The sequence below is a fragment of the Streptomyces sp. MCA2 genome, from assembly GCF_023544705.1.
Taxonomy (GTDB): domain Bacteria; phylum Actinomycetota; class Actinomycetes; order Streptomycetales; family Streptomycetaceae; genus Streptomyces; species Streptomyces decoyicus.
This window is the reverse complement of record NZ_JAMJFM010000008.1, coordinates 65664-80479: the sequence shown is the minus strand read 5'-3', so window position 1 is coordinate 80479 and position 14816 is coordinate 65664. Positions and strand designations below refer to the sequence as shown.

Annotated in this window: 14 protein-coding genes; 3 read left to right on the top strand and 11 right to left on the bottom strand. The window is 68.2% G+C overall.

The genetic code is table 11. The annotated features are described in order from the left end of the window. Positions 1 to 12: 12 nt before the first annotated feature. Complete coding sequence (locus tag M8I34_RS08725; RefSeq protein ID WP_250048671.1) at positions 13 to 363, bottom strand: hypothetical protein; 351 nt, start codon at positions 361 to 363, stop codon at positions 13 to 15. Between the two features lie 287 nt (positions 364 to 650). Here M8I34_RS08725 and M8I34_RS08720 point away from each other — a divergent pair, with 287 nt between their 5' ends. Beyond that, complete coding sequence (locus M8I34_RS08720; protein WP_250048670.1) at positions 651 to 980, top strand: deoxyxylulose-5-phosphate synthase; 330 nt, start codon at positions 651 to 653, stop codon at positions 978 to 980. A 97-nt stretch (positions 981 to 1077) separates the two neighbouring features. Here the strand turns inward: M8I34_RS08720 and M8I34_RS08715 are convergent, their stop codons facing one another. Both M8I34_RS08715 and M8I34_RS08710 read right to left on the bottom strand, forming a co-directional pair. Continuing rightward, on the bottom strand, positions 1078 to 1635 hold the full coding sequence (locus M8I34_RS08715) for an XRE family transcriptional regulator (protein WP_250048669.1): 558 nt from the start codon (positions 1633 to 1635) through the stop codon (positions 1078 to 1080). Positions 1636 to 1644: 9 nt separating this feature from the next. Further along, positions 1645 to 3780: a helix-turn-helix domain-containing protein gene (locus M8I34_RS08710; RefSeq protein ID WP_250048668.1), complete on the bottom strand. Its 2136-nt coding sequence runs from the start codon at positions 3778 to 3780 to the stop codon at positions 1645 to 1647. 1199 nt (positions 3781 to 4979) lie between these two features. Here M8I34_RS08710 and M8I34_RS08705 point away from each other — a divergent pair. Beyond that, positions 4980 to 5858 carry a SigB/SigF/SigG family RNA polymerase sigma factor gene (locus M8I34_RS08705; protein ID WP_250048667.1) on the top strand — a complete coding sequence of 293 codons (879 nt, stop codon included), beginning with the start codon at positions 4980 to 4982 and terminating at the stop codon, positions 5856 to 5858. Between the two features lie 415 nt (positions 5859 to 6273). Here the strand turns inward: M8I34_RS08705 and M8I34_RS08700 are convergent, their stop codons facing one another. From M8I34_RS08700 to M8I34_RS08670, 7 genes are all read right to left on the bottom strand, one after another. Next, positions 6274 to 7086 (bottom strand): hypothetical protein, encoded by an 813-nt coding sequence (locus tag M8I34_RS08700; protein ID WP_250048666.1) that lies wholly within the window; start codon positions 7084 to 7086, stop codon positions 6274 to 6276. A 2-nt stretch (positions 7087 to 7088) separates the two neighbouring features. Continuing rightward, on the bottom strand, positions 7089 to 7946 hold the full coding sequence (locus tag M8I34_RS08695) for an ATP-binding cassette domain-containing protein (RefSeq protein WP_250048665.1): 858 nt from the start codon (positions 7944 to 7946) through the stop codon (positions 7089 to 7091). Positions 7947 to 8525: 579 nt separating this feature from the next. Next, a complete protein-coding gene (locus M8I34_RS08690) occupies positions 8526 to 9803 on the bottom strand; it encodes a HAMP domain-containing sensor histidine kinase (RefSeq protein ID WP_250048664.1) in 1278 nt (425 codons plus the stop codon). Further along, positions 9800 to 10534, bottom strand: coding sequence for a hypothetical protein (locus M8I34_RS08685; RefSeq protein ID WP_250048663.1), 735 nt, complete (start codon positions 10532 to 10534; stop codon positions 9800 to 9802). The genes M8I34_RS08690 and M8I34_RS08685 overlap by 4 nt, the downstream gene beginning before the upstream one ends. A 577-nt stretch (positions 10535 to 11111) precedes the next feature. Next, positions 11112 to 11447 carry an STAS domain-containing protein gene (locus M8I34_RS08680; protein ID WP_250048765.1) on the bottom strand — a complete coding sequence of 112 codons (336 nt, stop codon included), beginning with the start codon at positions 11445 to 11447 and terminating at the stop codon, positions 11112 to 11114. Positions 11448 to 11578: 131 nt separating this feature from the next. Beyond that, positions 11579 to 12364 (bottom strand): TetR/AcrR family transcriptional regulator C-terminal domain-containing protein, encoded by a 786-nt coding sequence (locus tag M8I34_RS08675; protein ID WP_250048662.1) that lies wholly within the window; start codon positions 12362 to 12364, stop codon positions 11579 to 11581. A gap of 453 nt (positions 12365 to 12817) precedes the next feature. Then, the gene (locus tag M8I34_RS08670; protein WP_250048661.1) at positions 12818 to 13309 is read right to left on the bottom strand and encodes a hypothetical protein; all 492 of its coding nucleotides are present in this window, start codon (positions 13307 to 13309) and stop codon (positions 12818 to 12820) included. Between the two features lie 55 nt (positions 13310 to 13364). Here M8I34_RS08670 and M8I34_RS08665 point away from each other — a divergent pair, with 55 nt between their 5' ends. Next, positions 13365 to 13556: a hypothetical protein gene (locus M8I34_RS08665; protein ID WP_250048660.1), complete on the top strand. Its 192-nt coding sequence runs from the start codon at positions 13365 to 13367 to the stop codon at positions 13554 to 13556. A gap of 224 nt (positions 13557 to 13780) precedes the next feature. On the opposite strand, the gene M8I34_RS08660 is transcribed toward M8I34_RS08665, so the two are convergent. Beyond that, positions 13781 to 14692, bottom strand: a complete 912-nt coding sequence (locus M8I34_RS08660; protein WP_250048659.1) for a hypothetical protein — start codon at positions 14690 to 14692, stop codon at positions 13781 to 13783. Positions 14693 to 14816: the final 124 nt, after the last annotated feature.

Below are 14816 nucleotides of genomic sequence, written 5' to 3'. Positions count from 1 at the left end.
GCGAGCTCAGCATCATGAATCAAGTTTCTTGTGAACCAAGACACGGAGGAACTCGGCCGCCAACGCACCCTGGATTGCTTCGTTGACCGGCGGCACTGCCGTTCTTGCCAGTTGGTGACAAGCCGAGGTACCGCTCGGGCCGCCCGAATACACGCTGATACCGCCGCGAACGCTCGGCAGACCGAACAGCTCCGCGAGAGGCGCCGCACCGCTTACGCCAACCTCATTGAACAGGCCCAGCGCATGGGTGAGTTGGCGTACTGGCATGTGTCCGATGTTCACCGGACCGGCTGCCGACAGGAGCAGCTGCCCCCTCTGCGAGACCTCCGCTTCCGGTTGCGTGACGAGTGCACCAAGCGCCATCTGGTGTGGATCGTCACCTTGGAAGGGCCGAGTGAGGTAGTCGGCGCCGCGGACGGACTTCGACGATCAACCACCCCTCCGTGCGATGCGCTTTGGGCCGCGCTCGAGGGCAATGCGGGTGCCCTCCCCCGCGAAGACACGTATGAGTGCATGGAAAACATCGTGTGACTGAGCGCTTCAATTGGCCAGTTGAGCGGGACGGGCGCATCCATCCCTACCGAGCTTTCCGGCGCGTCCGCAAGAAAACCCGCTGGTCGGCTCCCCAGAGCGCTCTTTAGGCTGAGCAGATGGCCAATGGGAATACCTCGTACGTCTGCCTCTCCTGCCGGGTCTCGTACAAGCAGCCCCACGGCAGGGCCAGACAGCGGATCTGCCCGCGCTGTGCGGAGCCGATGATTCATGCCGGGTCGGCGTTCGCGGCGCCCCGGCGGCGAGACGTCGCGGCATGGCGGACCCTCACCGTATTGCTGAACGCAGGCGTGGGATTCCACAAGAGTTGCTGCGGCTGCCCCGGATACCGGCCCCGAACGTTGCGTGACGTGCGCGAACGGATGACGTACGCGCGGCGCAGCGGTACGCCGGTCGTGGAGGCGCTCGTACGGCGAGATGTGCCATGACGACCACGGAACGTACAGCCGACCAGCTCAAGCACTCACTGGCCAACTGAAGCGCTCAGTCACACATCGGTTCCCGGCCCTCACATATGCCTCCGTTTCAGAAGTCGAGCTCCAAGTAGTCGATGTCGGTGAACTCGACCAGGAGGCCGTCGGCGCGGCGCCCGCGGTCCTTGAAGTAGATCTCCTGCAAGCCCTCGGCCGCGATGTTCTGCAACTGCTGCTCGGGGGCGCCGGCGGCCTGCGCGTCGAAGAGCCGGGCGGCGTAGGCGGGCGGGAGGTGCTGGGTGATCAGGCGGATGCGCCCGTCGTCCGTTGTTCCAGGGGCGGCGGTGAAGCCGAAGCGGGCCCGGGTCTCGATGCTGATACCGCCGGTCTGTGCGGCGCGGCGCTGGGCCTTCTCGCGTACCTTGGGCTGCCAACGACGGCGGACCTCACGCTCTATGCGCGCGGCGAGGTCCTTGCGGGGCCGCTTGATCTGGTCTTTGACATAGCGCTCCACCGTGCGTTGGGAGACGCCCAGGAGCTGGGATACGGCTTTGGTGGAGCCCTTGTGCTGCTTGACCAGGAACCGCATCTGAGCGCCGGCGCTCTTGGGGATGGGGCGGGTGATGTTGGCGGCCGCGGCCTTCTCCAGGCTGTCGCCGAGGATGCCCACGTCGGTCTCCTACTCTCCGCTGTCGGGGGCGTCATCGCCCTTGATGTGCCGGGCCGGGTTGATCTGATCGTCCTCGATGGTCTGGGCGAGCCAGAGGAAGTCGCGGGTGCCTTCGTGCTTGACCATGCCGGGGCTGACGCCGAGGCGGAACCCTCCGGGCAGCGGCTTGCCCTCGTCGGTGTGCGGCATGAAGTCCAGCGGGCCGGGTCCGTGGGAGAGATAGACGGCGCAGTCGGACAGGATCGCCACGGGGAACAGGCCCGCGCGGGCCCATGCCATGAGTTTGCGGTGCTGGTTGGTGCGTACCTTGCCGATCAGCTCGGCCCTGGCGTGGGGACTCCAGGTCGGGCGCTGGAGGGCAGGCCACGGCTCGCCGAACTTGTGCTTGATGCTTTGGGGGCGTTCGCGCAGCTTGCCGATGCCGCCCTTGACCGTCGACTTGATGGCGGAAAGGACGGCCGCCTGTCCCGGGTCTTCGTTCTTGTGTCGGGCCATCGCGGCGAGGAAGTCGGCCTCGCTCATGCCGGCTTCGACGCCGAGGTCCGCCATGGTGGCCATGTAGGCGTCGCGCAGGCGGGTGTACCAGACGTCGAAATAGGCCCCGTGCTCGTAGCGGACGTATGCCTCGGACGGCTGGATGGGGACGCCGAGTTCGACTGCGTAGGCGACGGTCGAGGTGGAGTACCAGGCCGGCCCGGTCGGGCGGGTGCCTCTCGGCGTGAACGGGCTGGGAAGGCGCGGGTCGGTCTCGATGTGCGAGAGGTCGACGAGCCAGGAGCCGGGCAGCTTCGGGTCGAACGCCGGGCTCTTGACGTGGGTTGCCGGGCCGGTGCCGATGACGAGGCGGTTGGCGGCTGCGGCGAAGGCCATGTTGACGTCGATGCCGACGGCGTGGGTGTAGCCCTGGGTGCACTCCTCGTCGGTGAGGGGGCGGAACCAGTCGTACGCCTCCTCGTCGATGACCTGGTCCGGGGTGCGCACGTGGTGGCGGGGGTAGAGGGCGGCGACGAGCGGGTGCTCGGCGGGCGCCTCGGGCGGCGCGGGGTCGACCGGCTCGGCCAGCGAGCCCGGGTTCGGCCCGGACACCCAGGAGCCGGTGGCCGCGTCCTTGACCGCGCGGGTCGGCGGGCGCAGCGCGCTCATCAGCTCCAGGCCGCAGACGGCCGTGGAACCGCGTGGGGTGAGGACGCGGGTGGCGTACGTACCGAGGACGGCAGCGACGTCGGCCGGCGGCAACTGGCCGGTGTCCCCCCAGGAGCGGGTGTCCAGGGCGCCCCATGGCAGGACCGCGAACTGTACGCACTGCCGCTTGCCGCCCTCGGCCGGGCGGTAGACCCGGGCCCAGGGGCCGAACCCGCGCTTGGTCAGTTTCCACTTGGCCTTGGTGAGCTGCTTGATGACCTTGTGGTCGTCGGGCAGACGGAGGCCGCGCCGGTCTTCCAGGACGGCGGGGAGGCCGAGGCGTTCGGCGGCTTCGTCGGTGAGGACGATCAGGGGGTCGGCGTCCTTGCCGTGGCGGTGGAGGCGGGGCGCGCCCAGCTTTGCTTCGGTCAGGGCCCAATCGACGAGCGTGGGGAAGGTCTTGGCCGGGCAGTCCAGGACCAGGCCACCGACGCAGTACGCCGATCCGTCACCGTCCAGCACCGCGAGCGGGCCGTTCGCGAACCGCGCGTCGACGGCGGCCGGAGACGCGACAGACTTCGAGCCTGTCTGCTTCGAGGCGGCCTGCTTCGCGGCCGGACGACGCGACATCGACGGCTTGGCGGGACTCGCCGCGGTCACGGGGTCTGGAGCCGACGCCGTGGAGGGCCGTGCCGGTTCGTCCAGAGGATGGGGGGAGGCCGGCTGTTCCACCACAGAGCTGGGGAGTGCCTCAGGTGTCTCGGGTTCCGGCGCGAGCGGGTACTTGGCCGCCCAGCCCTCCAGCAGGCGCTGATACGCCTGAAGGCGAGGCGGTCGCGGTTCGCTGCGACCGTTCTCCCAGTTCTTCACCGTCTGCGTCGTCGACTTCAGCACCTGGGCCAGGCGCGCCTGAGTGACACCGGCCGCTTCCCGGAGCCGGGCCCGCTCCGTCGGTGACGGCAACTGCGGCTCACCTTCCAGCAGCGCATCGACCGCCGTGAACAGCTCTTCCTCGGTGGGCATGATTTACCTCCACCCCGACCCTAGCACCAATTTAGCCTCGGTTTTACCTTTACATTTAACTAAGAGAATAATGTCAACTCGCCGCAGGCCGCCACGGCAGCCTCGTAGCGCAAAGGGCCGCGGACCGGGCGCCGGCGCATTTCGGGTCGGATGCTCACCAGTATGAGTTGGCCCCGCACCCGCACTGCCGGAGGCAGGGATCAGGGCGTTCGAAGAAGCCCACGGTGTCGACCTGTCGGCGGAGTACCGAGCCTTCGTTCGTCGCGTCGCGGAGTGTCGTGGAGGTGGGCAAAGGCCCTGTCGGTCCAGGTAAGTAGGGAACGCCCCCGCTGGTCCCAGCCACAAGTTGATGCCGTTGTCTCCCGACCGGGCCCTCCTATCGACCGATCCGGGCCCACCGGGACCGGCGTCGCTGTGATTGGCCTCGATGGGCAGACACCGGCCTCTTAATGCCTCTTAGAGCCCGTACGCCCCACGGGCAGAAGGCAGTCACGGCTCTTGCGGCGAGAGCGCCAAGGAACGCCGGAAGGGCAGGAACGCCGGAAGGGCACGGACAGGATGCTCCCACCCCGTAGCGCAGCTCCATCCCGCCCCACCGACGCACCGTAAGCGACGACGTGTGCCGCGGCGTGCCTGCCTGGGCCAGGCAGAGGGTACGCGTGAAGCCGACCGTGGCCTGCCGTGGCCGGTTTGGCCGGTCCGGTTTCGACGAAGGAGGTCGCGCGCCGGCAGCACGGGTGTCGACCAAGGGGCTACGGATTGTTCCGGACGTGGTCGACGAATTCGCGCACCAGCTCCGTGATCGCCGCCCCGCTCAGCGTCCGCTCCCCCAGCGCTGCTGTTGCGGACGGGCGTAGCACCCGAGCACGAATCGGACGGCGCCGTCAGCGGCGTTGCCCCCCTACATTCGATCGGAGAGCAGGGAGAGCAGGGGCCCGCCACTGCGCTCGCACATCACCCGCGCTCAGCACTCCGGCCCCGACGAAGGAAAACCCTCGCCCCTCCCGGCCGCGATCTTCCCGTCCACTGGGCCTCTGACCTGCACAGATGTCCGGCTTTCACGGCGAGCCGGTCACCGATAGGCCGTCGCCATAGTTGCCTCACGGAAATAATTGCCTCATGGCAGTTTTGTGTGTGGCCATCGGGTAGGTGAGGGCGTGACGGCATGACGGGGAGATCAGGGAGGAGCAGCCATGGCAATGGCAACGGCGCAGGCCCGCATTTCGGTGAACCGCTCGGACAGGGACGCCGCACATGAGGCTGCTCGGTCGTCTGTGCCGCGGGTGGAGGAGGCGCAGCGCGTCGCCCCGCAGGACGCACGTCGCCTGTCGAAGGTGTTCTTCGAGCGGCTGTCCGACCTGGAGGAAGGCACGCCGGAGTACCAGTACGCGCGCAACACGCTCATCGAAATGAACCTGTCTCTGGTGCGCTATGTCGCGCGCCGTTTCCGCAGCCGCGGGCAGGAGATGGAAGACATCATCCAGGTGGGCACGATCGGTCTGATCAAGGCCATCGACCGCTTCGATGTGTCACTGGAGAACGAGTTCACCACCTTCGCCATCCCCTACATCACCGGTGAGATCAAGCGGTTCTTCCGTGACACGACCTGGTCCGTGCACGTCCCGCGGCGTCTACAGGAGCTGCGCGTGGACCTTGCCCGCGCCCGTGAAGAGCTAGAAGGGCGCGGCAACCCCGAGCCGTCCGTCGCCGAACTCGCAGCCCAGCTGGGACTGGGCGAGGACGAGGTTATCGAGGGGCTCGTCGCCTGCAATGGTTACGACGCCGGTTCCATCGACCGGCCCATAGAAGCCGGCGGCAGCAAGCAGCAGACCGGACTCGTCGCCGACCTGATCGGCAACGAAGACCCCGCCCTCGCGCTGGCCGAGGACCTCCAGGCCCTCAAACCGCACCTTGCCCAGCTGAATGAGCGGGAGCGCACTCTCCTCGAGCTCCGCTTCGGCTCGGAGATGACACAGACCGAAATCGGCGAGGAAATGGGCCTGTCCCAAATGCACGTCTCCCGCCTCCTCACCCGCACCTACGCCACCCTGCGCGAAAGTCTCCTCGCCGAGGCATGACCGACCACCTCCTCCCTACGAACCAGCTGGTTGGCCGGGCAAACGCCCGGCCAGCGCGCTCCCGGGGCTCCCGACGGTCCGTCAGCAGCATGAGGTCGCCGCACGCCATTCGCACGGCGACGAGTCCCGTGCCCGGCCGCCCGCTGCTCGGCCTGAAGACGATGGGTTTGCGAGCCATGACGTCGACGTAGCCGACCCCTGCGGTTTCCACCTGGATCAGGACCTGGCCTGACTCGAGGGCGGGTTCGGCCCGGTCGGCGCCCCGCAGCACCTTGGACAGACTGGACGGAAAGTATGAGCCGCTGACGGCCCCGGAGTTATCGCACTGGCACACACCACGTGATCATTCCGGGGCCTTCGCCACGCACCTGAGCAGCGATCACACACCACTTACGGTCAGCCACCCGGCAGGCTCTCAAGCGTCGCGCCGGGAGACCCGGGATATCGCGCCGATCAGCGCGACGAGCGTGCAGACCGCGAACCAGCCGAGTCCCGGTAGCGGTGACAGATACCTCGTGGCGGGGACCAAATCGAGGATCCGCTGGCCCGCCTCGGTGGGCCACCACTTGAGCAGCAGGACACCGAGGTCACTGAGCGCACGGAACGTGAGGGGGAGGAGGAACGTCAGGCAGATGCAGGCTGTGATCGCGCCTGCGGAGGCTCGCATCACCAGGCCCATGACAAGCGCGAAGACTCCGAGTACGCCCAGGTAGCAGCCTCCGCCGACCACGACGCGCAGCACGGCCCCGTCGGACAGTGCGGGGTGTGGGGCCGCCGCGCCCAGGGACAGGGACCCGGCGGTGTAGGTGCCGAAGGAAATCAGCAGCCCGGTCACCAAGGAGACGGCGCAGACCACCAGGGCTTTGGCCGCCAGCAGCCGGGGCCGTTTCGGTACCGCGGTGAACGTGCTGCGGATCGAGCCAGTACCGTACTCGGAGGTGGCTGCCAGCGCGCCGAAGAGGCAGATCGCCAGCTGCCCGATCGGAAGTCCTATGAAGATGTCCTTGAGGACGATTTCCGCGGTGTCTCCCTGGTCCGCACCACCGCCACCGAGCGCCCCTGTACCGATCGTGATGAAGGCGGCGGCGAACAGCGTCCACCAGGTGGAGCGGACCGAACTGACCTTTATCCGCTCGAAGGCGATCGCATCGATGAATCGCGTCTGTCGACCGGTCGTGCCGTTGCTCGGGGAGGCGGCTGCGCCGGTGTGTGTCATTGTTGTCGACATGGTTACGCGGCCCCTCCGCTGTGCGTCACTCGGTATTCGACGGCGTCTGCCGTCAGCTCCATAAAGGCCTCTTGCAGCGAGACCCGCTGCGGCGCCAGCTCGTGCAGCCACAGCCCGTTCTGCCCGGCCAGCTCGCCGATCCGCTTCGCGTCCAGCCCCCGTACGAGTAGCGCGTCTGCCGGGGACCGACCGGAGGCGTAGTCGACCGTGGCACCCTCGTACCGCAGCAGGGGAACGAGGTGGGCTGCGTGCGGGCTGCGGACCACGGTGCCGTTGTGGGAACTACGGGCGAGGAACTCCGTCATGGAGCTGTCCGCCGCCAGTCGGCCTCGGCCGATCACAATGAGGTGGTCCGTGGTGTCCTGCATCTCGCTCATCAGATGCGACGACACCAGGACCGTGCGGCCGTTGTCCGCCATGGACCGCATGAACTCGCGCACCCACTGGATGCCTTCGGGGTCCAGCCCGTTGACCGGCTCGTCGAGGATGAGGATCTGGGGGTCTCCCAGCAGTGCTGCCGCGATCCCCAGGCGTTGGCTCATACCGAGGGAGAATCCGCCACTGCGCCTGCGGGCGGCGGTTGCCAGACCGACCATGGCGAGTACTTCGTCGACACGTTGACTCGGTATGTGGTGGGAAGCGGCGAGCCCCCGCAGGTGGTTGCGTGCGGTGCGGCCGCCGTGGAAGGCCTTGGCGTCCAGCAGCGCACCGACGGTGTGCAGAATCCCCCGGCGTACACCGAAAGCCGCTCGCCCGAAGACGACTTGGCCCCTCCACACCTGCACGGGAGCGTCACGGGCAGCCAGGCACAGCGTGACGTACCTGGCGGCGGCGATTCCCAGAAGGCGCGCGTCGAGCATCGCTACGCCATCGCCGACAGCGAAGCCCTGCCCGAGCCGGGCTGGGTGCGGCTCGCTCTCAGCGATCCTCCGCGTGCTCCGCCTCGGGGGATGCGAGAGCCGCCTGCATGGCCACCCCGTCCACGTACAAGTGCTTCTCCTTTACCGCCCCGTTTCGACCAGAAGGAAGTCCGCGAGGTCAACGTCAACCTCGGCGTCGGACACGAAGGTTCCGTTCAGCCTCCATTGGACAGCCCATAAGGCGTCGTTTCATTTGGTGAGGCGGCGGTGGCAGATGAGTGTTGCGGCTATGCCGACGAAGGCAAGGAAGTGCTCGGGTTTGCGAACTGTTCAACGGCCGTCAGCCGCAAAGGAAATGACGTCTCAGAACCTGTGAAGCCTCCGGGCTTGCTTGAGCCGTGATGCCTGGAAACAGGCACGTCCGGTTCTGAGGGGCCGGGTCACGGCGACCTGACCCGGCTACCGGCCAGTGGGCGCGGCATCGCCACTCGCTAGGAGAAGACAGCCACGATCTACCTGGCCGGACTCCACATCGCGGGCATCTTCCTCTGGCCCGCGCGGTGATCCAAACGAAACAGCCTAGGCGTCCGGCTGGGGTGGGACGGTGAGTTCGGCGACGGCCCCGCCATCAGGGGCGTTCGAGAACCGGAGAGTGGTGCCGAGCACCCGCGCCTGCCCCAGGGCGATCGTCAGCCCCAGACCGTGCCCCTTCCGTTTCCCGTTCCCCAGGCGGCTCCGGAAGCGCTGGGGTCCCTGGGCGAGCAGCTCGTCGGGGTAGCCGTCGCCGTGGTCCCGCACAGTGACGACCGGTCCGTCCACGGACACGATCACCGGTGGGCAGCCGTGCTTGTGGGCATTGGCGACGAGGTTCCCCAGCACGCGCTCGAATCTGCGCCGGTCGGTCTCCACCCGGGCGTCGCGCGCCACGCGGACCTCGACCGACAGCCCGGTGGCCCGTATCGCCTGCTCGGACAGCGGCCCCAGTTGGTGCACATCAAGGTCGGCGCGTTCCACCTCCGCGTCGAGCCGGGAGATCTCCAGCAGATCCTCGGCCAGCCGGCGCATGGCCTGGACCCGGTCCTGCACCATTTCCGTCGAGCGCCCGGGAGGCAGCAGTTCGGCGGCCATCTGTAGTCCGGTGAGCGGGGTGCGCAGCTCATGCGCCACATCGGCGGTGAACCGCTGCTCGCTGTGCAGCTTGGCCTGCAGGCTCGTGGCCATCGCGTCGAGGGCGGTGGCCACGGCGGCGGCCTCGTCCTGGGCGTATACCGGGCGTAGGCCGCGGGGGTCGTCCACCCGGGCATCGAGGTCACCGGTGCTGATTCGGCGCGCCACTTGTGCGGTGCGCCGCAGGCGCCGGGTGAGGCCCGAGGCGGTGTACAGCCCGGCGGAGAGGGTCAGCGCGATCGCGAGGCCCGCAGAGCCGATGAGGGCCCGGTCCAATCCGCGAAGGGCCGCCGCACGCTCGCTGTAGTCCTGCTGGACGGCCAGTGCCTTGCCGTCGGCCGGGGCGACCGCCCACATCGTCGGACGCCCGTTGTGCCGGCCGAGCTGGGTGCCGCGCTCGCCCCGCCGCGCCATGTCGCGCAGCGCGGCGGGCAGGTCAGCGGGGTCCACCGCCGCATCCCGTGCGAGGGGCTCACCGGCGATGTATGCCTTGACCGTATCGTCGAGCACGCCCAGGGCCGCGTCGCGGGCATTGGCCTCGCTCTGCACGCCGACCACCACATGCACCAGGACACCGAGGGCCGTGGCGAGAAAGCAGCACATGACCACGATGAAGAAGGCGGCCTTCCAGCGCAGCGTCGCCGTGAGGGCGGAAAGGCGCTTTCCCGCCCAGGACGGACGAGCGCTCACGAGGTGCTCTTACGCGTGGTGGTGGCGTCCACCGCAACGTAGTCGCTGACCCTCGCGATCATGCTCTGCGAATGCTCGTCCCATGAGTAGACCGTGCGCGTGTCGTAACCGGTCAGCTCCGACGGCTCCCGTGTGATCACGTCCCGGCCGGCCACTTCGAGCGAGAGCGGGGCCACCGCGATGTCCAGGATCTGGCTCACCGTTCCGTTCCTGACCTTGAAGATCCACAGGACCAGTTCGTCGTTCCCCGCTTCGATACCGGCGAGCAGTTCGTCCTTCCCGTCGCCGGTCACATCCCGGTACTGAGGAGTCAGTACGGGACACTGCTTGCGCGCAGTGGCACAGTTGTTGATCTTCTGTCTGTCGGCTTGGAGGAACTGCGCCGTACCCCTGGGATATTTTCCCGCGGCGACCTGGGCCTTGACGATGGTGAGCGCGGGCACCTTGCGGATGTCGCCCGACGGGACTCGGGGCATCCCGTGGGACGGCCATGGCGCGTCGTAGGTGTCCCGCTCGTCCTCGTCGTAGGTGGGCCGAGGCGCGGGCGAGCGCTCGGGCCACAGCCGCGCCGGGGCCGAAGCGTCGGGTGTGTGCCCGTCGCTCTTGGGCTCGCCGGTCCCCGAGCAGCCACTCAGCAGCAAGGCTCCGACTCCCGCTGCGAGAACCAGCGGCACGATCCGGGCGCGGCCGGTGGACGGCCGGGAGCGGGGGTGGCGCACAACATTTCCCATCGGTGACACAAAGGAGAGCCTACGTCTCGCCTGATGAGCTGGATTACCGCAGCCCTTCGGCGAAGTAACGACGTACCAAACACCCGATATCGCGGCGATACCGCGTACTCGGAGCTGAACGACCACTGCATTGGCATGCGTGATTTCGGCCTGATCGTGGTCAACTTTCCCTGCACATACTCTTCTTGCTAAAGGCTGTCCCGTAAAAGATCGTCGGGGGGGGGCGGTGTCGGGCAATCCCGTGGCCGCTCGGGCTACGTTGAGAACCGCCAGTCGGTGTCCTCCGTGTCCCGCACGCTCTCACGTCGCGGAAGCCCTCCCACACGGTAGAGCGTCGTCCGGATCGACGGAGAACTCTTCAGGCAGGCTCCCGGAGCGAAAGCTCCAGCCCGCCAACACAGCCGCTCAAAAGCCCTGTCCGGCCCGCAGGTAGCGGCCCATCAGGTTCCGCCCAGCACGGAGCCCCGCGCGCGGGAGCGGCGGCGGGAGGCGGGCGCTCGGACCGACCTCGCGCTCGTCGAGCGGGGTGGCCCCGCCGCCGTCCGACCGCAGCAACCCCCGCCGCATGACGGCTCCGCTACTCCCCGATGCTCACCACGACGTCGAGACCGGCATGCCGCAGGGTGCGCTGAATGGCACGGCGGGCCCCGTGGACGGTGACGGAAACGGTTTCCGGCGCACGGGTGACCGCGCGGAGCAGGGCGTAGGCGCACGCGAGGTCGATCCGCTGCACGCTGCTCATGTCCCATACCCAGGTGCCTGCCTGCCGCAGGCGCCGGTCGCTGAGGAGCTCTTCCAGCTCGGGCAGAGCGTGCGCGTCCAGGGCACCGGCGAACGTCAGGACAGCATGCTGCTCATCAGCCTCGGTGAACGCTACGGGTGCGCGCTCCGGCTGAGCGGACTGAGGGGGCATGGATGCCACGGCGACCTCCTAGCAGCACGACGCGAACGTGCCTCCATGTTCTCAACGGAAGGCGCAGATGGCCCGCTGGTCGACCGTGGCGTGGCCATGCGGGGTCAGCCGACGGGGGCATTCGGGGTCTTTCATGGCCCAGGCTCCGCCGGAGCAGCCTTCCGGGAGGGGAGGGAAGGTGAAGGTGAAGTTCTTGATGTTGGCGCGGGTGTTCCATCGGTGGGACTGTCTGTAGTCGCACTCGATGCCGCTCCCGGGACGGTTTCACCCGAGTGGAAGGTCTGCGCTCCCTCCCGGAGTCCTGCCGTGAGCATCCGGAGCCCGAACGCGAATCTGGCGTCGAAGTCGAGCAGGGCCGGCAGTGGGCTTCGAGCCAGATGCGGGTAGTCCTCGGCGGAGAGCGTCGCTTGCACTCCCTCCACGTCCACCTCAGTGCGCCCTTGCTGTTCCAATGCCTCGCCCAGGACGTAGGAGAAGACTGTGGCGATGGCCCATACCGCGGCCTCTCCGGTGAAACCCGCTTCCTTCATGGCGGCCAGCAAGGAGTCGGCGACCGTCAACGTGGGCTGCCGGGTGGTGTAGGCGCCGCCTACGATGCGGGCTCCGTCGCGTTGGCCGAGCATGGCTGCCCGCAGCCTTCCGGCCAGCACGCTGACGCGGGTCTCCCAGTTCGCCTCGGGGAGCGGGCCGAGTACGGAGGCCAGTACCGCGTCGGCCATCGCGTCCACCAGGGCGTCCTTGTCCTGGAACAGCCGGTACAGGGCGGGCGGCTGGGTCCCCAGCGCGTCGGACAGACGCCGCATGGTCAGTGACTCCAGGCCACCGTGGTTGACCAGGGCCAACGCGGTGTCCACCACGGTGTCCGGCCGGATCGGGCCCTTGCGCGTACCGGCGCCGCTGCTTCCCCGCATTGACATGTTAACGATGTTATCACTAGCGTCATTCCATTGTTGTTAACGCCGTTACTGACGCATGGGCAGCCCACGAGGAGTCCGTCGGAAGGAGGAGGAATGGCGACCAGGACCGTTCCTACCGCCGCTGAACCACAGGCCCCGGAGACCGAGCGGCAGGAAACCTCGGTGATGGTGCGGCAGTTCCGCTGGGAGGCCGCCGGAGTGGTCTCCGTGCTGCCGGCCCGGCCGCACGGCGGGCGACTGCTGCCTTGCTATGTATGGCTGCGGTGGTCAGTGCCGTCCAGGGCAAAGTGGCGCAGCGCGGGAAACTGGACTCGGCAGCAGAGTCCCCTCGCGAACGGGGAACGGCGAAGAGCGAACGCCGAACGGCCCGTCCGTCTCGGCGACACAGCCTTGCCGCCACTGCTCGTAGGCATTCCATTCCCCAGCAGGTTGATGGCCAACTGCTGCTGAATCTCATCGACAAACGCTGTCACTGAAAGCGAACGAAGCCACACGATCGGCTTCCACATCGAACCCGAGCACCGGATGACCGTAATCGCCCTCCGGAACCATCAGCACCGGCTTGCCCAGCCGCCGACCGATGTCCCGCAGAAAACGGCAGAAGACGTCGAGACGCTCCTGTCCCTGAAGCTGCCGCAGATCCACGTCGAAGTCGACTTCCTCCGCCGCCTGGAAACGGAAGATCGCCAGCACCTCGGTAGATGGCCAGACACGCAGCTCAGGGAATTCTGCGCCGGCCGGGCGGGAGAGCACCGTCTCCGCCCTCGGCACCGGCAGCACCGTCTCGCCCTCGGAGTACTGGCACTTCCAGCCGCGCTCACCCACGAGATCGAGGAGTGCCTGCCAGTCCCCCACCGAGGCATCCGGGACACGCACATCCGGCAGCGAACCCATCAGATCAGGATCGAAGAAGTACGCAACGTCATCCCACAGCAGATCAGACACCCCGCCATACTGTCTGGCATCCCATCACGACGCAGCCCGATTTTTTGACGCATCGGTGACGGTGAGCAACAGCAATCGCTCGCTGTCAGTGGAACGTGAGGCTGCCGTCGGGCTCGCCCACGTTGCGGAAGGCGGGTTCGCGCTCGCTCGGCGCCAGGGCGAACTCGGCGCCGTGGTAGCCGGCGTGCTGGGAGAACGCGACCGTCCGCTTGCCGGTTCCCTGGCGGAGCCGATGTCCCAGCCGTGAGCCGCCAAGTTCGGCACGTTGTGGGTGAAGGCCGTGCGCTTGCCCTTGAATGCGGGGGTGCTCGAAGACTTCGGCCCTTGGCCCTGTCGGCCCTGAGCGGGCCGGCGGCTGCCTGGGGGCCGTCAGCGGAGGCCGGCAGTGCGGCGACGACGAGTGCGATTGCGGCAGCGGCGGCGCCGACGGCGGCCAGGTGGCTGATACGCATGAGGAACTCCTTTGGACGGTTACTGGTCGGACACGTGGTGCTGGTGGTTTATGCGGCCCTCGTGTTTCAGGACGCGGCGGGCGGCTGACAGCCAGCGGTCCTTGCGTGCCTTCGCCTTGTGCAGACGGTCTGCGTTCTGCTGGATCATGCGGCGTTGGATGCGGGTCTCGGCTGCTGCCCATACCGTCATCGCCTTGCTGGACCGCTGGCACGCCACATCGGCGCGGGCGGTGGCGCGTTCGGCCGGCGTGGGTGCGTCCGTCTTCCAGCGCTCGCTGACGGCGGCGGCCATCGGCTCGGGGTAGTCGAAGCCCGCCTTCGTCATGCAGGTGTGCCATCTGCGCAGGGCATCGCGTACTTCCGGGGCACGCCGGGAGGTTTCCAGGGCGGTGCCGGTCAGCTGGTTGAAGGCGTGGTAGTCGGGTGGGGCGGTGTCGCCGACGAGTTGGCGCTGGGCGGCCTCGAGACAGCCGCCCTTGCCGGAGGGGCCGTAGGCCGCGCGCTGCACCTCGGCCGGGAGCGCCTCGCGCTCGTCCCAGGCGCGGTTGCGCCGTACCACCGACGGCGGGTCGGGGCGCGGGTGGTACCCGTAGCGGAGGGCTTCCGTCTCGTCGGCTCCGTAGCGGCCGAGGTTGGTCGGCTCGATGTCCTGGGCGGCCACCCGCGGCAGCGCTTTCCACTCCATGCCCAGGTCGTTCATGCACCGGCGCATGAGGATGTCCTGCGCGTCTTCCACGAGGTGGGTCTCGGCGACAGTCGAGGCATAGGCGTCCAGTGGCAGTTGGAGCCGCTTGGCCTGCCGGGCCGCCGGCGATGGTGCGGTGGTGTGCGTGGCGGGCGTGGACTCGTGTTCCGCGGCGGTGCAGGCGGTGGTGACGGCCAGGAGCAGCGCTGCGAGCACGGTGGTGGTCCGGGTGCGGGAGGGCGGCATCGTTGCCTCTCGGAGTGCGTTGCGCGGTGTGCGCTAGACGGGGCGGGGTGCGGTGGCAGACAGGGCGGGGTGCGGCCCGGTCGCCGCACCCCGCCCGTCAGCAACTCGCTGTCAGCGCAGCTCA

What these genes read in the sequence shown, in the direction of transcription:
- M8I34_RS08725 (WP_250048671.1), bottom strand. Translation starts at nt 363, where the DNA reads ATGGCGCTTGGTGCACTCGTCACGCAACCGGAAGCGGAGGTCTCGCAG.
- M8I34_RS08720 (WP_250048670.1), top strand. Translation starts at nt 651, where the DNA reads ATGGCCAATGGGAATACCTCGTACGTCTGCCTCTCCTGCCGGGTCTCG.
- M8I34_RS08710 (WP_250048668.1), bottom strand. Translation starts at nt 3,780, where the DNA reads ATGCCCACCGAGGAAGAGCTGTTCACGGCGGTCGATGCGCTGCTGGAA.
- M8I34_RS08705 (WP_250048667.1), top strand. Translation starts at nt 4,980, where the DNA reads ATGGCAACGGCGCAGGCCCGCATTTCGGTGAACCGCTCGGACAGGGAC.
- M8I34_RS08700 (WP_250048666.1), bottom strand. Translation starts at nt 7,086, where the DNA reads ATGTCGACAACAATGACACACACCGGCGCAGCCGCCTCCCCGAGCAAC.
- M8I34_RS08695 (WP_250048665.1), bottom strand. Translation starts at nt 7,946, where the DNA reads ATGCTCGACGCGCGCCTTCTGGGAATCGCCGCCGCCAGGTACGTCACG.
- M8I34_RS08685 (WP_250048663.1), bottom strand. Translation starts at nt 10,534, where the DNA reads ATGGGAAATGTTGTGCGCCACCCCCGCTCCCGGCCGTCCACCGGCCGC.
- M8I34_RS08680 (WP_250048765.1), bottom strand. Translation starts at nt 11,447, where the DNA reads ATGCCCCCTCAGTCCGCTCAGCCGGAGCGCGCACCCGTAGCGTTCACC.
- M8I34_RS08675 (WP_250048662.1), bottom strand. Translation starts at nt 12,364, where the DNA reads ATGTCAATGCGGGGAAGCAGCGGCGCCGGTACGCGCAAGGGCCCGATC.
- M8I34_RS08660 (WP_250048659.1), bottom strand. Translation starts at nt 14,692, where the DNA reads ATGCCGCCCTCCCGCACCCGGACCACCACCGTGCTCGCAGCGCTGCTC.